Annotated in this window: 20 protein-coding genes; 14 read left to right on the top strand and 6 right to left on the bottom strand. The window is 41.4% G+C overall.

Annotated elements, in window-relative coordinates:
• Nucleotides 1–3: 3 nt before the first annotated feature.
• A complete protein-coding gene (locus R8P61_10775; protein ID MDW3647540.1) occupies nt 4–279 on the bottom strand; it encodes an acyl carrier protein in 276 nt (91 codons plus the stop codon).
• On the opposite strand from R8P61_10775, the gene R8P61_10770 reads away from it, so the two are divergent.
• From R8P61_10770 to R8P61_10740, 7 genes are all read left to right on the top strand, one after another.
• Nucleotides 278–688: a secondary thiamine-phosphate synthase enzyme YjbQ gene (locus tag R8P61_10770; protein ID MDW3647539.1), complete on the top strand. Its 411-nt coding sequence runs from the start codon at nt 278–280 to the stop codon at nt 686–688. The two genes, R8P61_10775 and R8P61_10770, sit on opposite strands and share 2 nt — an antisense overlap.
• 84 nt (nt 689–772) lie before the next feature.
• Complete coding sequence (locus R8P61_10765) at nt 773–1,540, top strand: alpha/beta fold hydrolase (GenBank protein ID MDW3647538.1); 768 nt, start codon at nt 773–775, stop codon at nt 1,538–1,540.
• Nucleotides 1,541–1,636: 96 nt separating this feature from the next.
• Nucleotides 1,637–2,101 carry a hypothetical protein gene (locus R8P61_10760; GenBank protein ID MDW3647537.1) on the top strand — a complete coding sequence of 155 codons (465 nt, stop codon included), beginning with the start codon at nt 1,637–1,639 and terminating at the stop codon, nt 2,099–2,101.
• 187 nt (nt 2,102–2,288) lie between these two features.
• Nucleotides 2,289–3,647 (top strand): OmpA family protein, encoded by a 1,359-nt coding sequence (locus R8P61_10755; GenBank protein MDW3647536.1) that lies wholly within the window; start codon nt 2,289–2,291, stop codon nt 3,645–3,647.
• Nucleotides 3,648–3,795: 148 nt separating this feature from the next.
• The gene (locus R8P61_10750; protein MDW3647535.1) at nt 3,796–5,112 is read left to right on the top strand and encodes an OmpA family protein; all 1,317 of its coding nucleotides are present in this window, start codon (nt 3,796–3,798) and stop codon (nt 5,110–5,112) included.
• 66 nt (nt 5,113–5,178) lie between these two features.
• Nucleotides 5,179–6,351: a molybdopterin-synthase adenylyltransferase MoeB gene (gene moeB, locus R8P61_10745; protein ID MDW3647534.1), complete on the top strand. Its 1,173-nt coding sequence runs from the start codon at nt 5,179–5,181 to the stop codon at nt 6,349–6,351.
• A 5-nt stretch (nt 6,352–6,356) separates the two neighbouring features.
• Entirely contained in the window at nt 6,357–7,016 is a 660-nt protein-coding gene (locus R8P61_10740; GenBank protein ID MDW3647533.1) for a phosphoadenylyl-sulfate reductase, read from the top strand.
• A gap of 130 nt (nt 7,017–7,146) precedes the next feature.
• On the opposite strand, the gene R8P61_10735 is transcribed toward R8P61_10740, so the two are convergent.
• Both R8P61_10735 and R8P61_10730 read right to left on the bottom strand, forming a co-directional pair.
• Nucleotides 7,147–10,548 (bottom strand): M4 family metallopeptidase, encoded by a 3,402-nt coding sequence (locus tag R8P61_10735; protein ID MDW3647532.1) that lies wholly within the window; start codon nt 10,546–10,548, stop codon nt 7,147–7,149.
• Nucleotides 10,549–10,898: 350 nt separating this feature from the next.
• The gene (locus tag R8P61_10730) at nt 10,899–11,357 is read right to left on the bottom strand and encodes a nuclear transport factor 2 family protein (protein MDW3647531.1); all 459 of its coding nucleotides are present in this window, start codon (nt 11,355–11,357) and stop codon (nt 10,899–10,901) included.
• A gap of 219 nt (nt 11,358–11,576) precedes the next feature.
• Between R8P61_10730 and R8P61_10725 the strand changes: the two genes are divergently transcribed.
• Entirely contained in the window at nt 11,577–12,401 is an 825-nt protein-coding gene (locus R8P61_10725) for a hypothetical protein (protein ID MDW3647530.1), read from the top strand.
• A 55-nt stretch (nt 12,402–12,456) separates the two neighbouring features.
• Here R8P61_10725 and R8P61_10720 read toward each other — a convergent pair whose 3' ends face one another.
• On the bottom strand, nt 12,457–12,735 hold the full coding sequence (locus tag R8P61_10720) for a DUF427 domain-containing protein (protein MDW3647529.1): 279 nt from the start codon (nt 12,733–12,735) through the stop codon (nt 12,457–12,459).
• Nucleotides 12,736–12,893: 158 nt separating this feature from the next.
• On the opposite strand from R8P61_10720, the gene R8P61_10715 reads away from it, so the two are divergent.
• From R8P61_10715 to R8P61_10700, 4 genes are all read left to right on the top strand, one after another.
• Nucleotides 12,894–13,571: a metal-dependent hydrolase gene (locus R8P61_10715; GenBank protein MDW3647528.1), complete on the top strand. Its 678-nt coding sequence runs from the start codon at nt 12,894–12,896 to the stop codon at nt 13,569–13,571.
• 16 nt (nt 13,572–13,587) lie between these two features.
• Nucleotides 13,588–14,496, top strand: coding sequence for a hypothetical protein (locus R8P61_10710; GenBank protein MDW3647527.1), 909 nt, complete (start codon nt 13,588–13,590; stop codon nt 14,494–14,496).
• Nucleotides 14,497–14,785: 289 nt separating this feature from the next.
• Complete coding sequence (locus tag R8P61_10705; GenBank protein MDW3647526.1) at nt 14,786–15,751, top strand: OmpA family protein; 966 nt, start codon at nt 14,786–14,788, stop codon at nt 15,749–15,751.
• Between the two features lie 43 nt (nt 15,752–15,794).
• Entirely contained in the window at nt 15,795–16,724 is a 930-nt protein-coding gene (locus R8P61_10700; GenBank protein MDW3647525.1) for a hypothetical protein, read from the top strand.
• 170 nt (nt 16,725–16,894) lie between these two features.
• On the opposite strand, the gene R8P61_10695 is transcribed toward R8P61_10700, so the two are convergent.
• Entirely contained in the window at nt 16,895–17,554 is a 660-nt protein-coding gene (locus tag R8P61_10695; protein MDW3647524.1) for a hypothetical protein, read from the bottom strand.
• 139 nt (nt 17,555–17,693) lie between these two features.
• Between R8P61_10695 and R8P61_10690 the strand changes: the two genes are divergently transcribed.
• Nucleotides 17,694–18,944, top strand: a complete 1,251-nt coding sequence (locus tag R8P61_10690) for an N-acetylmuramoyl-L-alanine amidase (GenBank protein ID MDW3647523.1) — start codon at nt 17,694–17,696, stop codon at nt 18,942–18,944.
• A 50-nt stretch (nt 18,945–18,994) separates the two neighbouring features.
• Nucleotides 18,995–20,302, top strand: a complete 1,308-nt coding sequence (gene der / locus R8P61_10685; protein MDW3647522.1) for a ribosome biogenesis GTPase Der — start codon at nt 18,995–18,997, stop codon at nt 20,300–20,302.
• Between the two features lie 55 nt (nt 20,303–20,357).
• On the opposite strand, the gene R8P61_10680 is transcribed toward der, so the two are convergent.
• Nucleotides 20,358–24,647, bottom strand: a complete 4,290-nt coding sequence (locus R8P61_10680) for a malectin domain-containing carbohydrate-binding protein (GenBank protein MDW3647521.1) — start codon at nt 24,645–24,647, stop codon at nt 20,358–20,360.
• Between the last annotated feature and the right edge of the window lie 34 nt (nt 24,648–24,681).

Raw genomic sequence — 24,681 nt, 5'->3', positions numbered from 1 at the left:
TGATCACACCTTAGAACTAATAAGGTCGATCAACTCAGAAGGAGTTCTCAGTCCCTCCCACTCCGAGTCAGGCAAGGTGATGTAGAAGTCTTTTTCACAAATCATGATCAATTCTACCATATCCAAAGAGTCAAGTCCCAGATCTGATTTGAATTGAGCATTTTCAGAGTAATCTCGAATGCTTTTATCAGATACCTCAAGGATAATATCCTTAATCTGATTTTCCAGTTCTACTCTTCTTGCTACTTTTGCCTCTAAATTTTCCATTAGGTTTTCCATGATTCAACAGTTTTCGATTACATTACCATCATATACACGGGGTTTTCACCTGATTACCCCTCACGTGCTATCTTCAATTGGGCAGATGCCTGAAAAAGGCCTTCTGCACGTCTTCATTCAGCATACTTCGGCTGGGCTTTCGATCAACGAAAACGCGGACCCTAGTGTGCGGGTTGACTTCGAACAGATCTTCAATCGACTTGTGCCTGAAAACCAACCCTATTACACTCACACCTATGAAGGCAGTGATGATATGCCTTCTCATGTGAAATCCAGCCTAGTAGGTTCTTCCGTTAGCATTCCTATAACCGACTACCGCCTAAACTTAGGTACCTGGCAGGGTATATATTTGTGTGAATTTCGAAACCATGGAGGACGTAGAAAACTCCTGGCCACGGTTATCACTTGACCAAAAACCAAGCCATGATAAATTCGGGAAAGGAAAAATTAACTGGAATATCCAAAAATGTAAGTAAGTCAGTAAAATTGCAGCATGATTGAGCTAAATTATAAGGTGTACGGTCAGGGAGAAGCCCTTATTATTCTACATGGACTCTTCGGATCACTCGATAATTGGGTCAGCCACGCCCGTTCTTTGGCCGAAGATTATTCCGTTTATCTTTTGGACCAGAGAAATCATGGAAAGTCTCCACATGAAAATGATTGGAACTATCCAGTGATGGCAGAAGACCTATTTGAGTTCATGAACCAACTGGGAATTTATCGGGCCCATCTATTGGGACATTCGATGGGAGGGAAAACTGTCATGGAGTTTGCCCGACATTATCCCGAAATGATTGATAAGCTCATTGTGGCAGATATGACCCCCAAACAATATGCCCCACACCATACGGAAATTCTGGAAACCCTGATTTCTCTTGACCTTTCGAAACTGGAAAGCCGAAGAGATGCAAAAGTAAAACTCGAAGAAAGAATCCAGGACCCCTCAGTAATTCAATTTCTCTTGAAGAGTCTGGGCAGAGATGAGGAAAAGTCTTTTCGCTGGAAATTCAATTTGCAAGTGATTTATGATAATTATGAACGGGTGCTGGATGAAATCAAATTTGAGGATGAAGTTGACCTTCCCACTCTCTTTATTCATGGGGGAGAAAGCCCTTATTTGCAGGAAGAAGATAAAAGTCCGATTCAGGAGATTTTCCCCGAGGCCACTTTCTATAAACTGGAAGGAGCAGGCCATTGGGTGCACGCAGAGAAACCGGCAGAATTTTTAACCCAAATTCAAAAATATCTGGCATCCTGAAGCGTATTTCTATTATGATTATTTAACAAATTCTCATAGATTCGCTATAAATCAGCTGTAATCTCTTTGACCAAAAACGAATACAATTAATTGAAAATGAATAAATTGCGTCTATTTTTTATCCTTTTTGCCTTTTTCCTTACAAGCCAAATTTCCTGTACGGAAGAATCAAAATCTGCGGACGCTGAGCAGATCAGTGAGGAAATAGACAGTTTATCCCAAAGTTTGGATAACAGCCGTTCACTTGCCCCTCCCACCGAGGATACCGGAATTAGTTTGATGGGAAAATGGAAACTTGTCGAGAGAAAAATGGGAGTTCAAGTCTTGGAAATGCTTGAAAATGATGAATCTACCCTTGAATTCAAAGCAGATGGAACCCTGGTTTCTGAATCGGACGGATTTGACCCGGAATCTTTTGAATTCACAAGAATTGACGAAATGCTCTCTTCTGATCTTTGGGATACTTCGCAAAGCATCAAAAGCCTGTCTGAAGGAGAATTGGTACTCGTATATCAAGTAGATGGAGTCGATATTGACCATATTTACAAACGAGTGAAATAATCTTACATTTCTCAGGTCCTACTTAGCTTTATACCCTATACTATTTTTTTTGTCTGATCAGTTATATTTGACGGGACAAACAAGGTGTCTGTTTATGCAGGTTTTCGTATTGTTCATACAAGATAATACCTGTACTTTGTAATAATTAGTACCTTGTTGTTTGGGGTCCTTTAATTAGGTAGGATATATGCGTAAAGCTAGCCTTGCTATCTTTTTATCCTTGTTCTTCTGTATTCTTTCGCCAATTTCCAAAGGGCAAAACCTTCAGCATCCATGGGCTGTTGGTGGTGGCTTTGTTTTATTGAAATACAAAGCTCCTGCTGACCTACCAGCCTTGCAAGCTGCAGCTTTTCAGTCCGCTTATCAATTGAGCCTTTCTAAAAGATTAGGGGGTGCTTTCGATTTTCGAACGCAGATCACCTATGCTAATAATATAGAATTTCCCGCTCCTCTTGATGAAACACCTTCAAATACCATCAATACTCAATTGGTGGATATGAGTTACCTTCTGGGTTTCAAAGTAAATAATGGGGTGTTTATGAAAGAGGATGCCTTTTTAGGCCCTTATGTCCTATTTGGATTGGGAGGAAGTTATGTACAGATGAATCCCGATGTTTACATTCCATTGGGAGGTGGATTGAAGTTTCGTCTTTCGGATCGTTTGGACATAAGATTGGAGTCCACCCGTAAATTCTCTGTCAATAAAGATTACCAGCACACAGCTCATGCTTTATCTGTTCACTATAATGTAGGTAAAGCAAAGGAGAAATATCCAAAGCAGGAGATAAATGAGGAGAAGATTATAGAAGAAACTAAACCTAAGGATGCAGATGAAGACGGAATTGCAGATGAAGATGATCTCTGCCCGGAAGTCCCGGGAATAGAAAGATTATTTGGCTGTCCGGAAGAAGAAGAAGAGGAAAATATAGCAGAAGAAACAGATGCGCAACCAGAAAAACTTCCGCAAGGAAGCCCTGAAGTAAAGCAAGAGGAAGCGGAAGAGCAAAAAATCCCTATACAACAAGAAAAAGAGGAAGTCCTTGTAGAGGATCATAGTAAAGCTAAAGCTATCCCTCCTGCCCAGGAAGAACTAGCCCAAAGAGAAGTGCAGATTGAATCATCTCCTGAACCTCTTTACAGTCCTCAGAAGAATAATACTCATACTGAAGTTGCTGAGGAAGAGAAACTTCCTTGCAATCTCAGTTTAACCAGTACAGATTTCTCCATTTATTTTGAACATGCAAGCGCCGATTTGCCTGCCAGAGCCAAACAAAAGCTTGATGAGATCGCAGCATTACTCCAGGCTTGTAAAAGCAGTAAGCTCCAGTTGCAAGGACATACAGATGCTACTGGGGCAGATAAAAGCAATCAGGTGCTTTCGGTATTACGTGCCCATAAGGTAAAATACTACCTCGTTTATGAGCATGGCATTAGACAAAATAGAATTGACTCAGAGGGCTTTGGAGAAAGCAAACCCAAAGCAAGCAACAACACAGACACTGGCCGAGAAAGAAACAGACGGGTGGACTTTAAAGTAATTAGATGAGGCTCGAGATTATTCGCGCAAAAATCTTTAATCATATACGAAAAACGCGATTATTTCGTCCTAAATATGTCACCCTTTGATTTTTCACGCAATTGAATATTGATTCTGGCTAGATATTTGTACACTAAAAAACACCAAACCTTAAATCATGAATCTCCGTTTTTCGATTGTTATCCTTGTTTTTCTACTTCTTAGTAGTTTCCAGGTACATGCGCAAACCAGTCAGACTCCTGTTACCACGGGCTTGTCAGCAAGTTTTCTTGATTACCAAGGACCCTTAACCGGTAATTATACCGATTTTAATTCCTTTAACCCTGGTATTACTATAGGTGCAAATGCTTTTTTAAGTGAAGCACTCAATTTTGGTTTAAATACTACCTTCGTTCCTCAGACTACCTACCCGGTAACTCAAACGGAAACGATAGGTACTTCCCTCATAGATGTAAACGCCTTATTACAACTTAAATCCAATGGAACGATTTTTCAGGAGGAAGCTTTCTTTGCACCTTATCTCTCTCTGGGTTTTGGTTTGAATACGGCTAGCAATAATCTCCGTCTTTATGTTCCCGGAGCTTTTGGGATCAGGTTGAGAATGAGCAAGAATTTTGCCCTCAATTTTGAAGGCATGTATAAGTATGGGATCGGGCAAGGAAATTTCCAACCCCTCACCTACTCCGCTGGATTTGTATTTGCACTTCCCGCTAATCCTAAAAAAGTTCCACCAAAACCGCAAAAGCCAAGCAAAAAAGAAGAGATGCCAATCGCTTCCAATGCTGATGCCGACAATGATGGTGTACTTGATAGAGATGATCTTTGTCCCAATGAGCCCGGAAGAGCTATGTTCCTGGGTTGTCCAGAGGATGAAAATGCCAAAGAGGAAAAGCCCTCAGATATTGCAGTTACACAAGACCCTGAATTGGAAAGTACGCAAGAATCTGGAGGTCTAAGCATCGTAGAGGACAATAAGCCTCAACCAGCTCAAATCGAAAATTATGAGGAGACTCCGGCTGAGATTTATACAGAACAGGATACCTACAAGGAAAACACCTTTACTGAAGGTCAGGGAATTTCAAGTGCCGATCAGAGCATTCTGAATACGGCTATGAAAAACATCCTTTTTGAGCCGGCAAGCGATGAGCTTACCTATGACAGTTATCCGGTTCTGGATCAGATAGCAGATCTGATGGCTAAGTATCCCAACCATAGCCTTGAGGTCCATGGCTTCACTGACAATACCGGAAAGACAAAAGACAATAAGGTACTTTCTGTAAAAAGAGCCTTTAAGGTTAAATACTACCTTGTATATCAAAAAGGTATCAGAATGGCCAGAATATCTTCTGACGGTTACGGAGATGCTTCTCCGATCAGCAACAATCAATCTGCAGAAGGTAGAAAACAAAACCGCAGAGTAGAATTGCGCATGTTTAAAAGCGAAGCCGATTCTTTAGGTCTGCGCTCCAACTAGCATACAATCAAATAAGGATATAAAAAATGCTCCAAGCAATTGGGGCATTTTTTTTTAATTTTGGGTATGGATAAAATCGCCTTGAGCCATGAAGAGTTGGCTCGATATAGCAGACACCTCATCATTCCCGAATTTAATATTGAAGGCCAAAGAAGATTGAAACAATCCCGGGTACTCGTGGTAGGTGCTGGCGGATTGGGGAGTCCACTGCTTCAATATATTGCAGCGGCTGGTGTAGGAAAAATTGGAATTATTGATCCGGATGTGGTAGATGAAAGTAATTTGCAGCGGCAAGTTCTCTACGGACAAAGCTCAGTAGGACTACCCAAAGTGGAAGAAGCTCGTGAAAGAATAGAAGATATCAACCCATATATTGAAGTTGAGACTTATCAGGATATCCTCACCAGCGAAAATGCTTTACAGATTATAGAAGAGTATGATATTGTTGCGGATGGAACCGATAATTTCCCTACACGCTATTTGGTAAATGATGCCTGCGTATTATTAGGGAAAGTAAATGTTTATGCATCCATTTTTCAGTTTGAAGGGCAGGTTTCGGTTTTCAACTATGAAGACAAGGAGGGAAATATTGGACCAAATTACAGAGACCTCTTTCCTAGCCCTCCTCCTCCGGGTATGGTGCCTAGTTGTGCCGAAGGAGGTGTTTTAGGCGTTCTTCCGGGCATAATAGGGAGCATGCAAGCCCTTGAGGTCATAAAACTTGCAAGTGGCGTAGGGAAACCTCTGAGCGGTCGCATGCTATTATTCGATGCACTGAGTTTTACTACACGCATCCTAAAACTCTCCAGGAATCCCGATAATCCCCTGAATGGAGACAAGCCCATCCAAACAGAACTCATCGATTATGAGCAGTTTTGTGGCGTTCCTGCTATGGGAGATGCTCCTGTTGAGGCAGAAGGTATACAAGAAATATCTGTGCAGGAATTGGAAAAAATGAAAAAATCGGGGGAAGATTTTCAATTAATTGATGTTCGTGAGGCTCATGAGTATGAAATTGTTAATTTAGGGGGCGAATTGATCCCTAAAGGAGAGATTTCGAAACATTTAGATCGCATTGCGCGTAACAAAGCTGTCATCGTTCACTGCAAAAGTGGGGCAAGAAGCGCGAAAGTGGTGAAAATGCTTGAATCCGAACACGGATTTACCCACATTTGCAACTTGAAAGGAGGACTACTCGCGTACATAGAGGAAATAGATTCCTCTTTACCTAAGTATTAGTCTTTATGGATGTTAATTCCTTAAACAAACGCTATTCAGATTTAGAGCCCAAAGCTCGTCTGAAGCAGATATTTAAAGATTTTGATCGGGTTCTGGTCACCTCTTCATTTGGTACCACCTCCTCGATTTTTCTTCACCTCCTCCATCAGGTAAAACCTCATCATCCCATTCATTTCATCAATACCAAATACCTTTTCAAAGAGACACATCTCTATAGAAAAGAACTGGAAGCAAGATGGAATTTGAATGTGCAGGAGGTTCTGCCAAAAAGGAATGAGAATACGTTTACGGCCCTCAACTATACCTGGTCCAAAGATCCCGATGCTTGTTGCCATTTTAATAAGGTCATGCCGTTAGATGATCTGAAATCTCGACATGACATTTGGATTTCCGGGATGATTGGGGGAACAAATGAAAACAGAAAGACAAAAGAGATTTTCAAACGGAGTGGAGATATTATGCGCTTCTATCCCTTGATTGATATGGATGGGCAGGAAGCAGAATGGTATAAACTTATGTACGAACTTCCACAACATCCTTTGAAGGAAAAAGGATTTGGATCTGTGGGATGTGAGCAGTGTACAATACGCGGCGAGGGACGGGAAGGACGCTGGGCCGGAAAAGAAAAAACCGAATGTGGTTTGCACATTCTTGAAACAAAATAAGTACTTGAAAAAGTATACCTTCTCAGAATCTCCAGCGAAGCAATCTCCTTGATTACGAACTATTATTCGAATAAAATAAAAAAAAGCCCTCCAAATTGGAGGGCTTTTTTTATTGAGTAATATTCAATCTCTATTCACGGGTGAATTTTCCTTGAATAACTTCTTCTTCTGTTATGGCCTGGATTACATAAATACCGCTGCTAAGAGCTTCGACATTTATTTCTCCATCCACCTGCTTCACATCCAGTACCAGAGCTCCGGCGATATCAAATATCTTCAGAGACAGGATTGGATCATCAGCTTCAACAGTGATGAATTGACGAGAAGGATTAGGATAAACTATTAGATCCAGTTCTAATCCACTCTCCTCCCCTGCATTTCCAAAGAATCCTTGTCCACCACCGATTTCAGTTATGCTTTGTCCACTAAATCCAGCGACGCTTGAATTGGTACCGGTAAGGGTTACAGCATCAATATAAACACGATCATTGTTTACACTTGCATCATTCTGGAAACGTAGGCTGGCATTGTTGCTTAGATTGAAATCCGCAGCGTTCAGGGTAACTGTTGCTACATAGAAGGAGTTATTGGTGATTCCATTGCTGCCTACAACATAGGTTGCAACGGTTTGCCATCCACTTCCATCATTGTAGCGTACCCAGAAATCTTCTCCGTTTTCCATACTTACCGGACGGAAATAGAATTCCAGACTAACTTCATTAAATCCACTCAAATCAAGGTTGTTGAGCGTCATAGATGAAGCTGTTCCTGAATTATCTCTGATTCTTACAGAGAAGGAACCTTCATAAGAATTGGTAGCACTACTGATTCTTGCACAATCGCTACCACCATCGACCCATCCGTCTAATCCGGTTTCAAAGAAGTGAGCGAATACAGTTGTTGTACCACCGCCTCCGCCAGATTGCGTAGTTACATTGATGGAATTGCTTTGACCTGAAGTATTTCCAGCTGCATCTGAAGCCGTGACATACATGCTGTATGTTGTGCTGGCCGTCAAACCACTAACCGTATAGCTTGTACTAGCGGTTGTTCCATCAAGATTTCCATCTACATAAACACTATAAGAAGTAACTCCCACATTATCCGTAGAAGCATTCCAACTCAAGTCCGTTGTGGTTTGAGTAGTATTAGAAGCCGAAAGACTGCCAGGAGCAGTTGGAGCTTCTGTATCCGCACCACTCTGAGTAGTGAAGTTAACTGTATTACTCGCACCAGACTCATTTCCAGCAGCATCTACAGCTGTAACATAGGCAGAATAGCTAGTATTTGCTGTTAAACCTGTGAGATTGGCTGAAGTACCTGTGACACTTCCAATATTCGTTCCACCGATATATACATTATAGCCAGTTACGCCTACATTGTCTGTAGAAGCGGTCCAGCCCAAACTTGCGGTAGTTTCCTGGATATTTGAAGCAGTCAGACCTGTTGGATCACTAGGCGCCTCGGTGTCTCCACCGCCACCGGAACCAATGTTGACGGTATAATCTTCCACTTCACCATAGGTGAAGGTTTCGCAGGAAGTAGGAATTCCATTATACTTCATGGATACACGCATACGTGTAGCTCCATCTGAAGCAGATGCTGGTACCGTAAAAGATCCACTCACAGGACTAGTTTGAGTCGCAGCTTGCGTCCAAACCTGTTCTCCAGAATCCGCAAAGTCTCCATCACCATTATAGTCGATCCAGACACTGTAACCTTCCGAATAAACTGTACCTGTCCAGGTAGGAGTTACAGTAATCGTATACTGCGTATTTTTACTTAGATCAGTAGAAACACTTGTAAAATCAGTATAAAATTGACCTCCTGAAGCATTGTCTATGGTATTCAATTGAACACGACCGATGTATTCATCATTAATATTGGTACTGGCAGACGAACAGTATGAGATAGTTCCGTATTGTCCCCCTACTCCCACTGCATACCATGCATTAGTCGTTTGGATTACCTCATTTGAACCTGCTCCATATAAATCTTCAGCAGATTGAATGGCTCCTGCTCTTGCATCAGCAAAAGTAGAGTTCGTAGAAAGGTAAACAGTCAGGTTTCTGTAAGCAATGGCAGCTGCCTTTTCTCTGGTGATTCCGCTTACATTATAGGAATTGCCAATGTCATTGGTACCACTTTCGCCTACAGAAAGGATATAGAACCATTTGTTTTGAACTCCTGAATTGATGTGTACACCACAATAGTCATTGAAACGAGTTGGAGTACCACAATTAGGATTGTACCAATGAGTTCCACCATAGGTATCCGGATCACTAAATGCATTGGGATTGTCCATAGAACGAATAGCTCCTGAACCACCGATACCGATATCAGTACCCATTTGCCAATCATTGCTACCCGTCGCATGATATTCGACCATTTCTCCAAAGATGTCGGAGAAAGATTCGTTCAATGCACCTGATTCTCTTTGATAAACCAGATTAGCCGAGAACTCGGTTACTCCATGCGTAATCTCATGACTGGCAATATCCAAAGATACAAGCGGACCATAGCTTACGCCATCGCCATCGCCATAGGTCATTCTACTGCCATCCCAGAAAGCATTGACATAATTTACATCATAGCTAACGTAAGAGCGCAATACGGTACCATTGCCATCAAAGGAATTTCTCCCATGCTGACTGGAATAGTATTGATGAGTTTTTTCGGCTCCCCAATGTGCTTGAACACCGGTTTCTGATCCAGTAAAATTGGAAGAGCCACTGGTAATATCCTGGGCATTTCCATAATTCGTGCTTCCATTGAGGGTATAGGTTTCGACACCATTACCATCAACCGTTTGACGAAGGCGATACGTTCCTCCCGTCAAGTCAGCGTTGAAACTCACATTACCATTATAAAGGGAGTTACCCGTTGCAGCAACATTCGCATGATGAATACGATTATTTTCAAAAAGTACCTGACCAGTATGAGCATCTACATAAACGTCTGCTCTGTAAAGTGGCTGAGTTGCGTAAATGTCATATTTAAAAGCAAGCCTTGCTTTTGGGTAGTTTTCAATGCTCAATACAACAAGTTCTCCTTGTGGCTTTACATACTCAATATGATCATTGGCAGCAGGTCCTGTTTGTTGCCACATATATTGTGTAGCACCAATATGGCCCAAAGCATTAGATAAGCCAGCTTGTGCATCTATTTTGGGAGTTACATTCAGGTTATGAATATCCTGGTAGTTTCCCGACATATGGGTGATTTTTCCAGCTGTGTAGTGAAGGGAGTAAATAGCCCCATCTACTTTAATTCCATTGTAGTATTGTTGGAATTTTTCATGAACCTGTCCCATGTTGTCAGTAAAGGTTCCCATCGAACGCAATTCGTCAGCAGGCGTCATATTGAAAACCTGTTGAAGAAGAATCTGACTTTGACTTTTGGGATAAATTTGGTCCTTATTCAGGCTTATGAAGGCGGGGTGTTCTTTACGAATCTCAGGGCGAGATGTTTGAGCAAAAATGTTAGTAGTAACGAAAAGTAATATGAAAATAAATGAAAAGGTCTTTTTCATGATAGATCCATTTAGATAGTGTAATATAACGAGTGTAAAAAATGCTCTGATGAGCGATTAAATGAGGGTGGTTTTTAGAGGTTTATGTCATAGGCAAATTGGGTTAATTAGATTAAACAGTTATTACATGTTAGTCATTAATTTTCAATTTTGCGAATAGTTCATAGCGAAATAGCATTATTTTCATGAAAAGAAATTTATTTATATAATTGACATTTTAAATAAAAAATTAAACTCTTATATTGAGAGTTTTTTGTTGAATTTTTTGTTCACTTTTTCTATTAAATACTTAAACAAAAAGCCCGCTCAGAGAGCGGGCCGTGTTTCGAGTAGCTAGTAGTTTTATGTCTTTAATCACACTGATCTTTGCGTCGGGTATCTGCCAGAAAAATTATTTTCCAGCCATTTTCTCCTTTATGGAAAGTCATGGTATTTACGCCGCAGTGAGAAAAACTATCCCCTGCATAAAAACTGTAGTTCATCCAGGCGGTAGCGAGATTGTCATCTACCTGAATATGTAAGTTTGATATGCGCTCATCCCATACTTTTTCATGAGGAGTTCCTACTCCTTTCAGAAATCTCTCCAGCGAACCATTGAATAAGATAGGTTTACCTTCACGAGTTGCAGAAGTATAAAATTCTGCATCATCTGAGATGACTGAATGTACCTGGGAAGAGTCTCCGGCTCTCATCCCGTCAAACATTTGCATGATGGCCGCCTTCACTTCATCCTCGGCAGAATCCTGAGCCTTTAGACTCGGATAGAATACAAAAAGAATGAGTAGTATAGCGAAAATCTTCTGTATCATTTTTTCAATAGAAATTATGTGTGTGTTACAATCTTATCAGAAGATATTGCTTTTGTTGGAGGATCGCTTTCATTTTAGACCACGACTCTCATTTTATCGACATACCAGCAATTTTATGATCTTTATCCCGGGAAATACCAAACTGTGTCGGCTTTTAGTCATGTCTTTTCTACCTTGTGTTATATACTTGAGCAATATTCATCATTAGTCCATCTATTTATGCCCTGGAAAAATATCCCCAGCCTCACGGAATCTCAATTAGAAATTGCCAGACTTAATTTGCATCATGCTGCTCAGATCCCTGCGATCATAGCGCGATCCTATCTGGGGGGCCATCATGAAGATGTACATGCAAACCTGGGCTGGGCGACGGAAATCAATTCCCTCGTATCTCATCCCTTGTCGGGACCTTCAGGAACAACATTTATTGCTCTTCAATTCAATCCAGCCGGGATTTTGATTCTGGAAGAATCTTTTAGTTCCCAGATTCCCCTTGAAGGAAATAACTGGAATAGCCTATTCAATAAAGTGGTAGAAACCCTTTCGGAAAGAGGATTTGATAAAGACAAGCTTTCCCTGGACCAACCCTATAAAGATGACCTCCCTGATTTTCAGACCTATGAACAGGAGTTTGACCTGGGAGATTCAGAAGCTTTTGAGGTGCTAGGTGCTTATTTTGGGAATACACATGCCCTATTGGCAGAACTATTGTCCGAAAGTACAGAAGCCTCGCAAATAAGATGCTGGCCTCATCATTTCGATATTGCCAGCCTACTGGATCTGGGGGAAGGAAAATCTATAGGAGTTGGGATGAGTCCAGGAGATGGATCTTCTACCCTCCCCTATATTTATATCAATATGTGGCCATATCCTGACACGGAAAAAGTTAGTCTTCCTGACTTGAGTCATGGAAAATGGAATACGGAAGGTTGGGTAGGCACGCTATTGAATGCCCGGGAATTTGCAGGAATTGACAATCAGAAGGAAATCATAGAAACCTTTATAAAGGAATCAATCTCAGCGGCTAGAGAATTGCTGGAATAGCATAAAGCCGAAGTGAAGACATCTCCACTTCGGCTTTATACTGCAAAATAATTGGTTATTCTACTTTTACCCCTTTCCAAAAGGCTACATGATCCTTGATTCGTGATGCTGCATCGCTGGGCTTGTGGTATACCCATGCAGCATTTTCATTTGTCTGACCATCTACCTCAAGGCTATAATAGTTGGCCGTTCCTTTCCAAAAGCAAACAGATTCATGCTCGGTTTCTTTGAAAAATTCTTTTTTCAAAGAATCAGCAGGGAAATAATGATTCCCTTCGATCACTACCGTTTCATCACTTTCGGCTAATACCTGATTATTCCAAATCGCTTTCATATCGTGTAATAAATGTTACTATTCCAATACAAACATACTATAGGATGAAAAGTTCATTTATCTTTTAGCCGACAATTCAAGCTTCCTCAAATTCTTCAGAAAGCTTGTCTTTTGCTCGAAAAAACGGCATCTTACAACATAGGAAAACTACTGAATTTATGAAAATAAGCTTCTATGGCCACTCTGCATTTGGAGTGAAAATTAACGGAAAACACCTACTATTCGATCCTTTTATTAGTGGCAATCCTGCCTCTCATGTTGACCATCAAAGCGTTCCTGCTGATCACATCCTCCTCACTCATGGCCATGGCGACCATTTGGGGGATACAGTGGAAATCAGTAAAAGAACCTCTGCACCGGTGATCTCAAATTACGAGATTGTTAGCTGGTTGGAAACTCAGGGAGTAGAAGGAGGAATCGGGATGAACTTTGGGGGAGTAATAGACCTGGGATATTGCAAAGTAAAAATGGTATTGGCAATTCATTCCAGCACATTGCCTGATGGGAGCCCCGCAGGTAATCCCTGTGGGTTTATTGTAGAAAGTGATGAAGTTAATTTTTATTATTCAGGAGACACTTCTCTGCATTATGACATGAAACTAATTGGCGAAATGCATAAAATAGATTTCGCTATTCTTTGTATAGGGGGACACTTTACGATGGGAGTTGAAGACTCCCTTATTGCTTCCAACTTTATAAAATGTGATCGAGTCATTGGTATGCATTATGATACCATGGATGTACTTAAAATTGATCATGACGCAGCCAGGCAAGCATATACCGATGCAGGAAAAACCCTCCATCTATTAGATATTGGCACACACTTAACCTTATAAAATAAAACAGACAATTATGGCAACATACGATGGAAATCCACAAGATTACGAAGGGATCATACAATCTGGGTATGAATTCCGATTGGGAGACTATCTCAGTAGAGGCTGGGAGCTCTTTAAAGAAAATGCCGGTGGCTTTATCGGTTATATAATCATTTACATCATCCTCTCGATGATTATTAGTACTATCGCACAAATGCTGGGATTCGGCAATGCCTTTTTGAGTTTCATTCTCGGACAGGTTGCAGCGATTCCTACAGTAGGCCTTGGAGCAGGATTTATCCTGGTAGCGCATAGAATTGCACAGAATCAAGAAGTAGAGTTTGGAAACTTTTTCGATGGCCTAAAAGACATGGTTCAGCTTTGGCTGGGCAATCTAGTGGCCGGATGGTTGGCAGCTTTGCCGATGTTAATTGGAGTGTATTTAGCTGTTGGCTCAAATCTCTTTGAATGGATAGCAGATATGCAAAATCCTATGGCCTTTACCGAAAATTCTGAAGATTTCATGGCTCAACTAACCACTATGGGCCCTAAGATAGCTATGTACGGAGGATTAGGTCTGGTTCTGACAATCGTTATTTCCACTTTATATTCATTTACTCAGCCTAATATCCTATTTGGAAGATTAAAGTTTTGGGATGCTATGGAGGTTAGTAGAAAGATTGTAAGTCAGAAGGTATTGAGCTTCATTCTGCTTATGCTAGTACTGATAGGATCTATTGCAGTGGGAATGGGAGTTCTCGGTTTTATAGCAGGTGCAAGTGGTAACTTTCTTGTTATCGCCATTACCGTTATAGCCGGATTGGCAGGAATGCTGATTTATGTCGGATTTGTTTACTGCGTAAACTATGCAGTTTATGAAGACATCGTTCTTAAAAACATGGACGGAACCATGGAAGAAAGAATTGACGAAATCGGAGAATAATTCTTCAAAATATAAATCAAAAAGGCCGGTAGCTATACCGGCCTTTTTTTATTTGCCCTGCTACTTCCTGATTCATAATATATTTTTTTGTGGAATTTCTATTTTTCAATGTTACCTGAACGCCATTCTCCCATCTAAACAGGTGAAAGGACATATAGCAAAGTTTTTTATTAACTAACCTTTCAATTTTTAGATATTTCATACTTAGGAAATTTATTATATTTTTGTATATATTAAATTACATATATAGAGCTGCAACTACATTCTCAATTAAATCAACATATATACCATGAGTCGATTACTTTGGCTATGGGTTTTACTATTGCTGATAAGCTTGATATTGGGGCCCTGGTGGTACCAAAATCGCTATTGTGCATGCGAACCTACAGCTACGGCCCAAACCACAGAAGGAGTCGCAACTACTCCTGAGGTAAGTGAGCCGGAAACACCACAAACACGAACTCCGGAAACATCAACAGACATTTATCGATTTGAACTAAGTGATGGAGATAAATTTTCCATCGGTTCGGTCGAGGATTTTAGTTTCCCTCGTTCGTCTTTTGTCCCAGAAATACCTTCTGAAGTCACAGCTGCTTTTCAAGGAATAGCAGATTACCTGAAAGGGAATCCCGATAAGGTCCTTTCCGTCACAGGCTATTACGAAGAATCTGAAGCGAATAAGTCTTCCTTCGAAAATCTGGGACTTGCGAGAGCAGATACCTTGAAGAATTACCTGATGAGTTTGGGGCTCCCCGAAGCTTCTATGGAACTGTCTTCTATTATGTCCAGCGATATGGTATTCCGGGATGGGATCACATTTGATGGTGCCTATTTCGAAATCATCAATAGGATGAAGGGAGAAAGCAGTGATGCAGATGCTGCCAAAGCATTGGAAGAATTAGGCAAAAGACTGAAAGGGGCAGCTCAAAAAGTTTATTTCGAAACCAGTTCTACTATAATCATCCGAACAGATGCTCAACGAAAATTCTTGAAGGATGCCAAAACCTATCTGGATGCAGTTCCAGCGGCAAAGCTCTCTGTAACCGGACATACGGACAGTCAGGGAGATCCTGGACGAAATATGACTTTAAGTAAATCCCGGGCAGCAGAAACCAAAGCCTGGTTAGTGAGAAGCGGTTTCGATGCAAATCGAATCATTAGCAGTGGTAAAGGAGAAAGCCAACCATTTGCAACTAATGAAACGGACGATGGTCGTAGAGCCAACCGCCGAGCTGAAATTATTATAATCGAATAACACACAAAAAATATATAACATCATGTTAGCGAATTGCGACGGAATGTCATGCTTTTTAACCATACTAGGCCTCATGGCTGTGGCCGCACTCCTGGGATACCTCATTGGGCGTATCTTTGGTAAAAAATCTGTAACAAATACAGAGACAGTAGTAGACAATAGCGCTGCGAATTCTTTGCGCGCTGAACTGAATTCTCTCAAAGGAAAGTATTCTTCTCTTGAGAAAGAACATTCAAGCCTAAATACTCAATACCTGAGTTTACAGGGTTCTGCCTCTGGTTCGGCTAATGCCGATGCTGCTTTACAGGCAAGAATTAAACAATTGGAAGGTCAGATTAGTAATCTGAAAGCTTCAGCCGGTAGTGGACGCTCTGATGCTGCAGCTGAAAGAAAGAGAAAACAAGAAGCTTTACTTGCCTCTCTCTCGGCTCAAAGAGGAGTAATTGATCTGGGAAGAATTGGATCTGGAGGTCCTGATGATAAGGATAATCTTAAACGCTTACCGGGTCTAGGAGCTTTATTAGAGAAGAAACTCAACGCATTAGGTATCTATAAGTTCCTGCAGATTGCGAATTTGACGGAAGGAGATCAGGCAAAACTTAATGGCTTGCTGGACCTTCCAAAAGATAAATTCCAAAAATCCGGCTGGGTGCTTGAATCTAAACGTCAGGCAGGATTGATATCAGAAGAAGATCTCATCCTTACTCGAGTTAAAGGAAGAAAATCCTGGTTGAATTATGATAGAATCGGCCTGGCAAGTGTAGCTGATAAAGATGATCTGCAGAAGATCAATGGGATCGGTCCTTTTATTGAAGACAAACTCAATGCACTGGAAATCTATACCTTCCAACAACTATCCAAACTTACCAATCGCGACGTAGCTTTGGTCAATGATGCGATAGAATTAACAGAAGGACATATGGATAGAGATGACTGGGTTGGACAGGCAAAAGGATTCTTAAAGAAGAAATAATCCTGGCTGTCTACATGAAAAGAAAAGGCAGGCCTATAGGCCTGCCTTTTCTTATTTAAAGGAATATGCCAAGTGAGTAGTGAGCTCAAATCCTGCTTTGGATTTGTCATTGACCCATGAACTTTGCTGTACAAAACAATCTGGATATAATGGTTATAGAAAGAGATTGGCTATATAGCGCCAGGTTTATCTTTTACGGAAAGAGATACATGTAAGTGGTCAGCCGTTCCTACATGTCTGAGGGTATTGAATCCCATTATTTTGAAATACCAGATAGTAAGCGTATTTCTCAATTCGCTCCTCCCCTTGGTCCTTAAATCAAGGGCGTGAACATAGCCATCACTTTGCTTGTAATGAAGAGAATTCTTAAGGGTTTTTAGTCCCATATTTTTATAATCTTCTTTCACCCGAGATGCACTGGTAATCATGAGGTCATTGTCCAGAAAGATCAGGGTTCCAGAGGCGATTCTCATAAATGGATGCAGAGAAAGATATTCATTATGAACTTTTTCAGACTTGGCATTGCCGGAAGAAAGAGAAAACAAGGCATAACCCGCATAAAAACTCATCAGGATGAGAACAAACGCTACTTTCCCCTTCAAACTCCTTCTACTGATTTTATTGGCTCCAAAAACAGCATCCCATATCATCGCTACATAAACCAGCAGGATTACAAAAACCAGGGCAAACATGGCTATGACAGCAAACCAGTGGTACCAATTATAAGATTCATACAACCAAATGGATCCACGTAAGAATAGCCAGAATGGCAAAATGGCCATTAGGAAAATTTGAAACAGAAATGCTATCGTCTTTTTAAACCATTTCATATATGGATATTCACGCTTTTTGGAACCTTATTTATAAAGATGCTAAAATTGGGGAAAGGTTGAAAACAAGTTTTTCCTGAAAAAATCGTTTCAATTAGGAATTTAGTATATTCGTCCAAAGTCAATTTTGTACCGTTTTATGTACTCTACTAGATCTTTTCTTCTCATACTGGCACTTATCCTTTGTGCCAATCTAAATGGCCAATCCAGAAAGCATCTGGAAGTTACCGCCCAAAAAGGCGAAGGAATGTTAGCCATACTCAGAAACTATGAAGTAAATACTGCCTGTAACCAGAAATACTTCCGGCAGGTAAATGGCATGCGGCCCCGTCAGGGTCTTGTTCTGGGTAAAACCTACAAACTCCCCATTTATCTCTATGTATATAATGGAAAAAGCATTCGCTCAACTACAGGGGTCAACGATCTCGAATGGGCTGAAAGCATCCAAAAATACAATGAGATGATGCATCAGGCCGGGATAAAGAGAGGGGATTACCGTCAGGATAGAGAGCTATGGGTTCCATATAGCAGGATGAATTGTCGTTCGGAAAAGCTACCGATTTTGGGTGCTGGAGTTTCCGCATCTAGACCTGGCATGCCCAGCGGACCATCAGCAGGTGCAGGCAGCGGCACACGCCCGGGCAGAACCCCGCTTAGAGGCACCTACCCTATCTTCGGGAAAGAAGAAGAAAGGGTCCCTTTATACAGCACAAGACTGCGAGGAAGAGTTTACTACATTGTTGGAGGTCATGGAGGTCCGGATCCAGGTGCAGTAGGTGTTTTCTATGGAAAAAGTCTTTGTGAAGATGAATATGCCTATGATATTTCGCTGCGACTTGCATGGAACCTTCTATCTCATGGAGCTACGGTCTATCTGATAGTCAGGGATGAAGATGATGGAATTCGTTCAGGGGAAATTTTGCCCTGCGATAAAGATGAAACCTGCTGGGTAGATAAAGATATACCAGAGAGCCAGAAACTTCGCCTGGCACAACGTTCTGACGCGATAAATATGCTTTATAAAAAGAACAAGCGGCAGGGAGTGAATTATCAGAGATTAGTGGTCCTTCATGTGGATTCTAAAAGCAAGGGGGAAAAAACTGATGTATACTTTTACCATAAGATTGGTGACAATAAAAGCAAGAAACTGGCCGTACAATTACAGGAGACTATGCGCCAGAAGTATGATGAGTACCGCAAAGACAGAGGGTATAACGGCTCTGTAACTTCCCGAGATCTGCATATGCTTCGCGAAACGGATCCTACTGCCGTATTTATTGAATTAGGCAATATCAAAAACCGCAATGATCAGGGAAGATTAGTGATAGAGGGCAATAGAAAACTCCTTGCGAATTGGTTATTTGACGGATTGTTGCTGGATGCGCGTTAAAATTCGTAGCTTGCGCCCCATTTCAAAATATTGGAAACATCTCTAGAGGCATGAGCGGAATTGTAGCAATTATAGGAAGACCCAATGTAGGTAAATCTACCCTCTTCAATCGCCTGATTGAAGAAAGGAAGGCCATTGTCGATGATCACAGCGGAGTAACTCGTGACAGAAATTATGGACAAGCTGTATGGAACGGACGGGAATTTACGGTTATAGATACGGGTGGTTATGTAACAGGTTCAGAGGATGTTTTTGAGGCTGCAATAAGAGAGCAGGTACATATCGCGATGGAAGAGGCAGATGTCCTCATATTTGTTGTCGATTGTCGGGCCGGATTAACTCCCCTGGATAAAACTTTCGCCCAACTATTAAGAAAAAGTACCAAGAAAATGATTCTGGCTGCCAATAAAATGGACAGCAGCAATCAAGCCCATGAAGTATATGAGTTTTATGAACTGGGATTAGGCGATGTGATTGGTATTTCTGCTGCCAATGGAGGAGGTACGGGAGATTTGCTCGATGGAATTGTTGAACTCTTGCCAGAAGAAATTGAAGATGATGGCTATGGAGATATTCCAAAATTTGCGATAGTTGGCCGTCCTAATGTGGGAAAATCCAGTCTGATAAATTCCCTGGTAGGCAAAGATGTTAATATCGTAACACCTATAGCCGGAACCACGAGGGACAGTGTTCATACTCGTTTTACCGCATTTGATAATGATTTGGTTCTGGTCGATACTGCCGGCTTAAGAAAAAAAGCCAAAGTAGAGGAAAATATTGAGTTCTATTCCACCCTTAGAACGGTCAAAGCAATTGAAGCTTGTGATATAGCCATCCTCCTGATAGATGCTACCCTGGGAATCGAAGCACAAGACATGGCTATTTTTAGCCTAATCCAAAAAAGTAATAAAGGGATAGTGATCGGGGTAAATAAATGGGACCTCTTGGAGAAAGAAACCAATACGGCCAGAGATTATGCTGAAAAAGTTCGGGAAAAACTGGCGCCTTTCAGTGATGTCCCCATTATTTTTGTATCAGCGATCAACAAACAAAGACTCCTGAAATTACTAGAGGCTGCCGCCCAGGTATTTGAGAATAAAGAGCGAAAAGTATCTACCAATGAATTGAATGAAGTGATGCTGGCAGCTATAGAAAGACACCACCCTCCGGCACATAGAGGCAAAATTATTCGGATCAAATACATCACCCAGATTCCGGCAGCTATTCCTACATTCCTTTTCTTCACAAATCATCCGGATCACGTACTGGAATCTTATAAAAGATATTTGGAAAATCAGATGAGAAAATATTTTGATTTCTCAGGAACACCTATCAATATTTTCTTCAGAAAGAAGTAATCCCTGCCAATCCATAGATCGACAGGGACTACACATCTCAATTTATCTTGATTCTTTATTCTTTTATCACTTTAAAAACCTGATTAGGTCGGTTGGATTTCAAGTGGATGAAATATATACCGCTTGGCCAGGATTCTGTATTCACATACTGAATTCCTGAAGTATCCATAATGTCTGCACGGAACATTTCCTGTCCCAGACTACTTACAATCCTGATTTGAGGATTGTCAAATCTGTAGGGGAAATATCGAATGTTCAATTCATTGCTGAAAGGAACAGGATATCCCATAAATGGAACATCAATCGTGAGTTCTACCTGCGGACTAAAATTGAACACTCCATCAGAGTCAACTTGCTTAAGTCTGTAAAGGAAGTTGGTCACATTAAGGGAAAGGATGTCTTCGTCCACAAATGAATAGGAAGTCGTAGTACTGCTATTTCCAGTACCTTCTACCCTACCAACTGTCTGATAAAGGCCACCTCCCAATGATCTCTGAATTTCAAAGTAGTCATTATTGATTTCACTGGCAGTTTCCCAGTTCAAGACTGCATTACCCTGGTATTCTCTTACATCAAAGCTTAACCATTCTACAGGGAAGATAGCTCCACTGATGGTCCAGCTGAACTGGATGTTTTGAATATCATCAGAAGCTGCATCTGAGTCATCTATGGTAACAGTAACCGTATAAGGACTACCTGAGGATGCTCCTGCTGAAATTGTACCTCCAATCAGTCCATTGGTAGGGTCTATAGTCGCTCCCGGAGGCAAACCTGTGGCGCTATAGGCCAGATTACCTGTTCCGCCTGAAGCTGAAACCGTTACGTTTGCATTCTCTCCTTCAGCAGAAGTCTGGTCAGCCACACTGCTTACAGCAATCGGATTGCTTCCGAATTTACCTTCGAGAATTTCGACGCCATTAACGAGTGGATTATTCGCAGGACCATGTAGGAATCTGATATTCAGATTACCATCACTCACTTGAGTAGTGAAGGAAATCATCCCACCTACTTTATGTCCAAATTGATCACTTAGGTCAACATTTGAATAAACAGATGGAATAGGATCCTCGATTTGTACATGGAATACACGCTCACCAGGATCATTAGATCCTCCCCAATCATTCCCCATATATAAACGAACTTCATAAGCACCAACCTGACTCACAGGGAATTGGTATTCAATCAAACCGCCTCCATCAAAGTCAGACCTTTCATTGCTCCAAATTCCAGTAGGAACTGTTGCTCCATCTACCGAAGAATCATAGGAGTTCATGCTTGTGCCCGAAGTATGGTTAGATCCATTATCAATCAAATAAGGACTATTGGTACCCGGACTATCTTCTCCCCAGTTCATTTCTCCATCTATAGAATTTACCTGAACTCCTCCTGAATTCACGCGATATAAGATCGTTTGAGCATCGCTGACAGTAACCTTAAAGGTTTGCTCAACGAAGAGGCTGTTTCCATCTGTAGCTCTTATGGTAATATCACTTTCTGCTGGAGTTGCTGGAAAGGTCAAGGTCAGAATATTAGATGCGATAGTCGCTCCAACCGCAGGATTTGTATTATTCTCTACGGTATAGGTTAAGTTTCCTACGCCATCATTATCATCGAAATAATTATCAAGATTGGTGGTTTCCTGAGGAGAACTGGTAGGTCTTTCTACATCAGGAAGTACCTGTGTTACAAAAGGCTTATCCGTAACTACATTCAGATAATCGTAATTGGCTGCAAATTCGGCATTACCACCATTGGTTCCAATCAGTCCTACCGCCATAGGCGTAGTATTGGACTGGATAGCAGTCAATAATGCTCCACTTACTGAAAAAGGACTTCCTAAATTGATACTTGCTCCATTGTCTATTGCATATTTAGCCTGTACAGTACCTGCAACCGGATCAACAACCAAAAAGAGATCGAGATTATTGGTAGGAGTACCACCTAGCGCTCCACTTGGAAGTCCTGCTATAGTTGTTCCGCCACTTTCGCCTTCTACTTTTAAGCCACCAGAATAGGCAACAAGTTTGATATAATCATCCTGGAAACCATTTCCGATAAACATACCATTTGATTCTCCTCCCGTATGATTGTGGAAAGGAGGCATCATACGAGCTGTTGCAATGAATTGCCCAGAAGTATTATCTACATTAACTCCATATTGGTAGGCTTTTTCCTGATCATCACTGAAAGCATCACCATCTGTTTGATAAATGGTAACTGCACCGATAGCACCTCCCATAATATCATTGATTGGTGATCCTGCTTCTCCTGGAATATCAAGCCAATCCAAATAGTTAGGATTGGGATCTCCATTGTTCATAAGACCTGTAAGTCCCAGTCCAAGATACCCTCCTAACGTAAGGTTATCAGAGAATAATTCATTGATCAGAGGAATATCGAAAGGCTGCCCCATTTGAAAGGGATCGCTATCATCATTGATTCCATCGCCATCATCATCCAGGTCATTCAAATCTGAAACGAGGTCAGAATCGAAGTCATTGGGCTTGGATGCAGCGGAACACATATCTGTTCCATTGTCATCTTCATCTCCATTGGTATATCCATCACCATCATTATCCGCGGCAGCATTGTAGCCGGGATCACCAGGCAGGATACAGGAAATGAATCCTGCGGGCTCAAAGAGGTGAACCCTATTATCAAAAGTAGCTACCCAAATGGTTCCGGGAAATACATCTGTATCTCCCTGGCAGGTAATTCCTAATGGATTACCTCCTCCGGTAGAGAACTTATTATTTTCTATTGCATTGAAAGAGCCATCATTATTAAGGATAAGTCTGTGCAAACTTCCCCCACTCTTTCCTATGATCAAATCTCCTTGCATAGCTCCGCTGAAATTTGAAGCTGTGTACTCTGCAATTCCATTTGAGTTGTTTTGCAATTTGGTCATGTAAAAATCATCATCACCATCTGGATTGGTTTTATTAGGATCTCTATAGTCTGCATTTCTTACGTCGATCAGACTAGGATCAACCGGAGGCCAGTTTGCTGGCAAAGCCTTTGAAGGATCTGTTTCATCTCCTGATCCATTTGGATCATAAGTAACCGTTCTAAAGAAAGCTCCACCACTAGAATGGCTACCCACTGTATAAAGACCTGCATTTACGTTCGCCCTAACTGGACAAGGGTGTCCCCCATATACACTACCTGCAACATAGGTGCTGATATCATCGGTTACCCAGGTAAGGTGGTCCTGGTTTTGAACTCCGTCTTCTCCATTATCCTGCTGAGTAGGATCACTTCCCGGTTCGCCGGAACGGTAGTTATTGGTAACACTGGCAGAAGCTTCGTTTTCCGGGAAACCACCCCAGCCACCATTTGGCCCATTGTCTGTAACATAGAGACCACCACTTGCTGTTATAACGAGGTCATAGGTATTCCTGTAACCTGGAGAAATCATAATGATCGGACTTCCGGGCATCAACATCCCCTGGTTCAATCCATCATTTCCTCCCCAGGGATCTCCAACATCGATACCATTATAACCTCCGTCATCAGGATCTGTGATTCCATTGGCATTGGCTCTGGTAGGATCGTCCAGGGTAGGTATGTCATATATATAGTTTCTGCCACTGCTAGCATCCGTGAGGATAGGCATGGCTTCAATTGCAGTCAGGTCAACAGCTATTACAGCTGCTGCCAGTGCATATTCAGTAATAAATGCAAAGTTGTTAGAAGGTGCACCTGCATTGGTGTTTCCTCCAGAAGTCACCATGAGGTAATCTTTTCCTCCATAAGAAGTAAAAGCCATCCCATTGTTGGCGTGATTCTCTTCAGATCTGGGGAGTCCTCTTACAATATCCACTGCTATCCAGCTTCCACCACTTTTGGTAATTCGAGTGATCATACCAGAGTTGGTATCCAGGTCTTTATCACCACCGCTACCACCACCCCCTACTCTGGGGTCGCTAGAGCCAACATAGATGACAGGATTTGCTGGAGTCCCTTCAACGATCAGACCTGTTACTTGTCTTAGATTTTGAGAAGTAGTACTTCCATCGTCATCGTGATTAGGAATGCTTTCAACCAGTAAGATCGTCTCAGCAGCAGTAACCTGATAATTTGCTGATCCGATGCGCTGAATATCCAACACCTTAATCTTTCCATATCTCTCAGCTACATACAAACGATTATCCGGACCAAATTCCAGAGAAGTAGCATTGGAGATGGTAACCACTCCATTTAAATCCAGGTTCGCTGAATTAAAACTAATCTGTGCATCGAGCTGGATAGTCGATAAAGAGAAAAAAAGTAGAAATAGAAAAGAAAATAGCTTGTTTTTTGCTTGAATAGTTGCAACGTCTTTGCCAGAAAAGGAGATAGGCAAGGAAGATTTAGTAGAATTTAACCTCATAGTGCTA

The organism is Bacteroidia bacterium, assembly GCA_033391075.1.
Taxonomy (GTDB): domain Bacteria; phylum Bacteroidota; class Bacteroidia; order J057; family J057; genus JAWPMV01.
The sequence above is the reverse complement of the archived record's forward strand: the minus strand, read 5'-3'. Positions and strand labels throughout refer to the sequence as shown.

What these genes read in the sequence shown, in the direction of transcription:
- R8P61_10750 (MDW3647535.1), top strand. Translation starts at nt 3,796, where the DNA reads ATGAATCTCCGTTTTTCGATTGTTATCCTTGTTTTTCTACTTCTTAGT.
- R8P61_10705 (MDW3647526.1), top strand. Translation starts at nt 14,786, where the DNA reads ATGAGTCGATTACTTTGGCTATGGGTTTTACTATTGCTGATAAGCTTG.
- R8P61_10725 (MDW3647530.1), top strand. Translation starts at nt 11,577, where the DNA reads ATGCCCTGGAAAAATATCCCCAGCCTCACGGAATCTCAATTAGAAATT.
- R8P61_10775 (MDW3647540.1), bottom strand. Translation starts at nt 279, where the DNA reads ATGGAAAACCTAATGGAAAATTTAGAGGCAAAAGTAGCAAGAAGAGTA.
- R8P61_10730 (MDW3647531.1), bottom strand. Translation starts at nt 11,357, where the DNA reads ATGATACAGAAGATTTTCGCTATACTACTCATTCTTTTTGTATTCTAT.
- R8P61_10715 (MDW3647528.1), top strand. Translation starts at nt 12,894, where the DNA reads ATGAAAATAAGCTTCTATGGCCACTCTGCATTTGGAGTGAAAATTAAC.
- R8P61_10700 (MDW3647525.1), top strand. Translation starts at nt 15,795, where the DNA reads ATGTCATGCTTTTTAACCATACTAGGCCTCATGGCTGTGGCCGCACTC.
- der (MDW3647522.1), top strand. Translation starts at nt 18,995, where the DNA reads ATGAGCGGAATTGTAGCAATTATAGGAAGACCCAATGTAGGTAAATCT.
- R8P61_10735 (MDW3647532.1), bottom strand. Translation starts at nt 10,548, where the DNA reads ATGAAAAAGACCTTTTCATTTATTTTCATATTACTTTTCGTTACTACT.
- moeB (MDW3647534.1), top strand. Translation starts at nt 5,179, where the DNA reads ATGGATAAAATCGCCTTGAGCCATGAAGAGTTGGCTCGATATAGCAGA.
- R8P61_10770 (MDW3647539.1), top strand. Translation starts at nt 278, where the DNA reads ATGATTCAACAGTTTTCGATTACATTACCATCATATACACGGGGTTTT.
- R8P61_10765 (MDW3647538.1), top strand. Translation starts at nt 773, where the DNA reads ATGATTGAGCTAAATTATAAGGTGTACGGTCAGGGAGAAGCCCTTATT.
- R8P61_10755 (MDW3647536.1), top strand. Translation starts at nt 2,289, where the DNA reads ATGCGTAAAGCTAGCCTTGCTATCTTTTTATCCTTGTTCTTCTGTATT.
- R8P61_10760 (MDW3647537.1), top strand. Translation starts at nt 1,637, where the DNA reads ATGAATAAATTGCGTCTATTTTTTATCCTTTTTGCCTTTTTCCTTACA.
- R8P61_10710 (MDW3647527.1), top strand. Translation starts at nt 13,588, where the DNA reads ATGGCAACATACGATGGAAATCCACAAGATTACGAAGGGATCATACAA.
- R8P61_10720 (MDW3647529.1), bottom strand. Translation starts at nt 12,735, where the DNA reads ATGAAAGCGATTTGGAATAATCAGGTATTAGCCGAAAGTGATGAAACG.
- R8P61_10740 (MDW3647533.1), top strand. Translation starts at nt 6,357, where the DNA reads ATGGATGTTAATTCCTTAAACAAACGCTATTCAGATTTAGAGCCCAAA.
- R8P61_10690 (MDW3647523.1), top strand. Translation starts at nt 17,694, where the DNA reads ATGTACTCTACTAGATCTTTTCTTCTCATACTGGCACTTATCCTTTGT.
- R8P61_10695 (MDW3647524.1), bottom strand. Translation starts at nt 17,554, where the DNA reads ATGAAATGGTTTAAAAAGACGATAGCATTTCTGTTTCAAATTTTCCTA.